This window comes from Archangium sp., from assembly GCF_036389735.1.
Taxonomy (GTDB): domain Bacteria; phylum Myxococcota; class Myxococcia; order Myxococcales; family Myxococcaceae; genus Archangium.
Window position 1 is genome coordinate 1 of record NZ_DASVWK010000125.1, and the last position, 3582, is coordinate 3582.

The following is a 3582-nucleotide window of genomic DNA, read 5'->3' on the forward strand; positions in this document are numbered from 1 at the left end:
CTCCGAGCGAGTCGCCGGAGAAGAAGACGCCCCCCGCGCAGCCGGCTCCCGCCGTGGCCAAGGCCCCGGCCGCGCCGCTGCCGGAGAACGTGGTGGCGGCCGAGGCGGACGAGCGCGAGGTGGCGCATCCGGCCCGGCGCATCACCGCGCTCTCCTTCGCCCGGGACACGCTGAGCATCCGCGCCGATGGCGAGGTCGCTCGCTACGAGGTGCTGGAGCTGGCGGATCCGCCGCGGCTCGCGGTGGACCTGTACGGCGTGGGCCTGGCCGCACGCGCTCCGCGTGTGCAGTCCGGGACGCTCAAGGACGTGCGCGTGGGCGCGCACTCGGACAAGGTGCGGCTGGTGCTCGACGTGCGCGGCGACATGCCGGCGTACCGGGTGGACCGCACTGGCCGCGGGCTCGAGGTGGTGCTCGGTGGCAAGGTGGCGCGCAAGCCAGCCGTGTCCGACACGCCGGAGAAGGTGGTGGCCGAGAACGCGCCGCTGCGCCCCACGCCCGTGTCCGCCCAGCTGGCGCCCGTGGAGGTCAAGGATCTGACCTTCGACGAGAACGACTCGGGCGGCCGGGTGAGCCTCAAGCTGTCCGGCGCCGTGGTCTGGAAGGTGGAGCGGCCGGATCCGCGCAGCGCGGTGCTGTCGCTGGAGAACGCGAAGCTGCCGCGCCGGCTGGAGCGCAGCCTCGACACCAGCGCGCTGGAGACGCCGGTGAAGATGATCAGCGCCTTCTCGGTGCCCGGCGAGGGCAACCGGGTGCGCGTGGTGGTGGCCGCGGATGGCGCCATCGAGGAGAACGTGACCCAGGTGGCCGGTGGCCTGTCGTGGCGGCTGAGCGTCAAGGGCGTGAAGACGGAGCAGGTGGCCGTCACCCAGCGCACCGCCGGCTTCACCGCCGAGGCGCCCACCTACGCCTCCGAGGGCGCCCCTCAGCAGGCCCGCTACCGCGGCAAGAAGGTGTCTTTCGAGTTCAAGGACATCGACATCCAGAACCTGCTGCGCGTCATCGCGGAGATCTCCAAGAAGAACGTCGTGGTGGCCGATGACGTCTCCGGCAAGGTGACGATCCGCCTGCGCAACGTGCCCTGGGACCAGGCGTTGGATCTCATCCTGCGCACCAAGTCGCTGGGCCGCGAGGAGTTCGGCAACATCATCCGCATCGCGCCCCTGAAGACGCTGGAGGAGGAGGCCCGGCTGCGCCAGGAGCGCAAGAAGTCGCTGGTGCAGCAGGAGGACCTGCTCGTCAGCCTCATCCCGGTCAACTACGCGACCGCCAACGACATGTCCGCCCGGGTCAAGGACGTGCTGAGCGAGCGCGGCACGGTGACGGTGGACACGCGTACCAACGTGCTCATCGTCAAGGACGTGCGCTCCAACACCGAGAAGGCGCGGGCTCTGGTGCGCAACCTGGACACGCAGACGCCGCAGGTGCTCATCGAGAGCCGCATCGTGGAAGCCAACACTACCTTCAGCCGCGAGCTCGGTGTGCAGTGGGGCGGTCAGGCCATCGCCGCACAGGGCACGGGCAACCCCACGGGCCTCATCTTCCCCAACACCGCCATCGTTTCGGGTGGCGTGGAAGGCACTTCGCCGGGTCTGCCCGACGTGCCGAACTTCGCCGTCAACCTGCCGGTGGGCGCGGGTCTGGGCACCGGTGGCGCGCTCGGCTTCATCTTCGGCTCGGCCGGTGGCGCGCTCGCCCTCAACCTGCGCCTGTCCGCGGCGGAGAACGAGGGTGTGGTGAAGACCATCTCCGCGCCCAAGGTGACCACGCTGGACAACAACACCGCCCGCATCAGCCAGGGTGTGTCGCTGCCCTTCAGCCAGGTGTCCGCCTCCGGTGCCAACACCACCTTCATCGAGGCGCGTCTGTCGCTGGAAGTGACGCCGCACGTCACCCAGGACGGCAGCATCATGCTGAACATCAACGCGGCCAACAACCAGCCCGACCCGGCCAACACCGGCGCCAACGGCCAGCCCGCCATCCAGCGCAAGGAGGCCAATACCCAGGTGCTGGTGAAGGACGGCGACACCACCGTCATCGGCGGCATCTACGTGCGCCGCGGCAGCTCCACGAGCAACGCGGTGCCCTTCCTGTCCAAAATTCCGGTGCTGGGTCTGCTGTTCAAGAACTACCGCGAGCGTGATGATCGGCAGGAACTGCTCATCTTCATCACGCCTCGCATCCTCAACCGGCAGACGATGCCGCAGTCGCTGTAGCCGGTGCTTCTCATGCGGTCGAAGGAGTCGATGTCCATGACGCGATGGATGATGATTGCGGCCCTGGCGGCCTCGTCGGTGGGTTGTGTGGCCAATCAGGGAGACGCCCCCGTGCGCTTCCTCGATGCCCGCACGCTGAAGGATGAGGGGGGCTCCTGTGCCCTGGGCGAAACCCAGCGCCCCGCGGGACAGCTCGACGTGTCCGGTGGGCAGGGCTACCTGGTGGCCCTCCGGGTCGAGACCAATACCGTGGCGCGGGAGATCCGCGTCGGTACCACGACGGTGGCGGGTGGCGGGCTCAGTGACTTCACCTTCCGGGAGCTGATCCTCACCTACGAGACCTCGGCGGGCCTGGTCCTGCCCGAGGAGGAGCGCATTCCCCTGTATGCCGTCTTCCGCCCCGGGACCTCGGCGGATGGCAGCTACGCCGTCCTGCCGGCGTTCGGCCCCGAGGCGCTCACGGCGCTGAGTGGCGTCACCGCGCCGGTGACCGTGCTGTCCACCATCAAGGTCGCGGGGGTCTTCAGCGGAGGGCAGAAGATGGAGACCAACGAGATCACCTTCCCGGTCACCGTCATCAACAGCGGCTACGTGCCGGGCAACAATACGTGCTCGAGGGGGGGGCTCCCCCTGGAGAAGAGCTGGACCTGCGGTCAGATTGGCCAGGACAACGGCCCCATCTGCCCCACCACGCCTTGACCTGCTCTCCCGTCCCTCCTACAAGGCGGCAGCCATGTCCTTCCGTACGCACCTCGAGTCGGTGGTCAATCAGGTAGACGGGGCCCTGGCCTGCAGTGTGATGGGTTTCGACGGAATCTCCGTGGAAACCCATCAGAAGGAGGAGGCGGGCGAGCTGGAGCTGAACGGGGCCTGGGTGGAGTACGCCAACCTGCTCAGCCAGCTCAAGCAGGCCGCCGAGACCCTCAAGACGGGTGAGGTCCATGAGGTCAGCATCAACAGCGAGAACGTGCTGACGCTCATGCGCCTCATCTCTCCGGAATACTTCCTGGTACTGGCGCTTCGCGCGGACGGTAACTATGGAAAAGGCCGGTACGTCCTGAGGGTGATCGCTCCGAGGATTCGCGCCGAGCTGTAGTCTGGCGGTCGCACGGCGCAGCGCGCCGCGCCTTTACGCTTTGCAACGCGCGGCCCCATCGGCTAGACACCCCGGACTTTTTCAAGCTGTCCGAAGGAGCCTGTCCATGGCCGGTGTCATTGATACGTCCGAGTTCCGCAAGGGCATGAAGATCGAAGTCGACGGTGAGCCGTTCGAGATCGTCGAGTTCCAGCACGTCAAGCCGGGCAAGGGCTCCGCGTTCGTGCGGACCACCATCCGCAGCCTGCTCACCGGGCGCGTGCTCCAGCC

The 3582-nt window shown here is 67.9% G+C and carries 3 protein-coding genes and 1 pseudogene; all 4 read left to right on the forward strand.

What is annotated here, in order from left to right; all coding sequences use genetic code 11:
* On the forward strand, window positions 1–2216 hold a 2216-nt coding region (gene pilQ / locus VF794_RS04815), incomplete at its 5' end, for a type IV pilus secretin PilQ (protein ID WP_331107993.1).
* 30 nt (window positions 2217–2246) lie between these two features.
* Window positions 2247–2915 carry a hypothetical protein gene (locus VF794_RS04820; protein ID WP_331107994.1) on the forward strand — a complete coding sequence of 223 codons (669 nt, stop codon included), beginning with the start codon at window positions 2247–2249 and terminating at the stop codon, window positions 2913–2915.
* Between the two features lie 34 nt (window positions 2916–2949).
* A complete protein-coding gene (locus VF794_RS04825) occupies window positions 2950–3312 on the forward strand; it encodes a hypothetical protein (RefSeq protein ID WP_331107995.1) in 363 nt (120 codons plus the stop codon).
* A 106-nt stretch (window positions 3313–3418) separates the two neighbouring features.
* Window positions 3419–3582, forward strand: a pseudogene (locus VF794_RS04830) (elongation factor P); the annotation flags it as partial.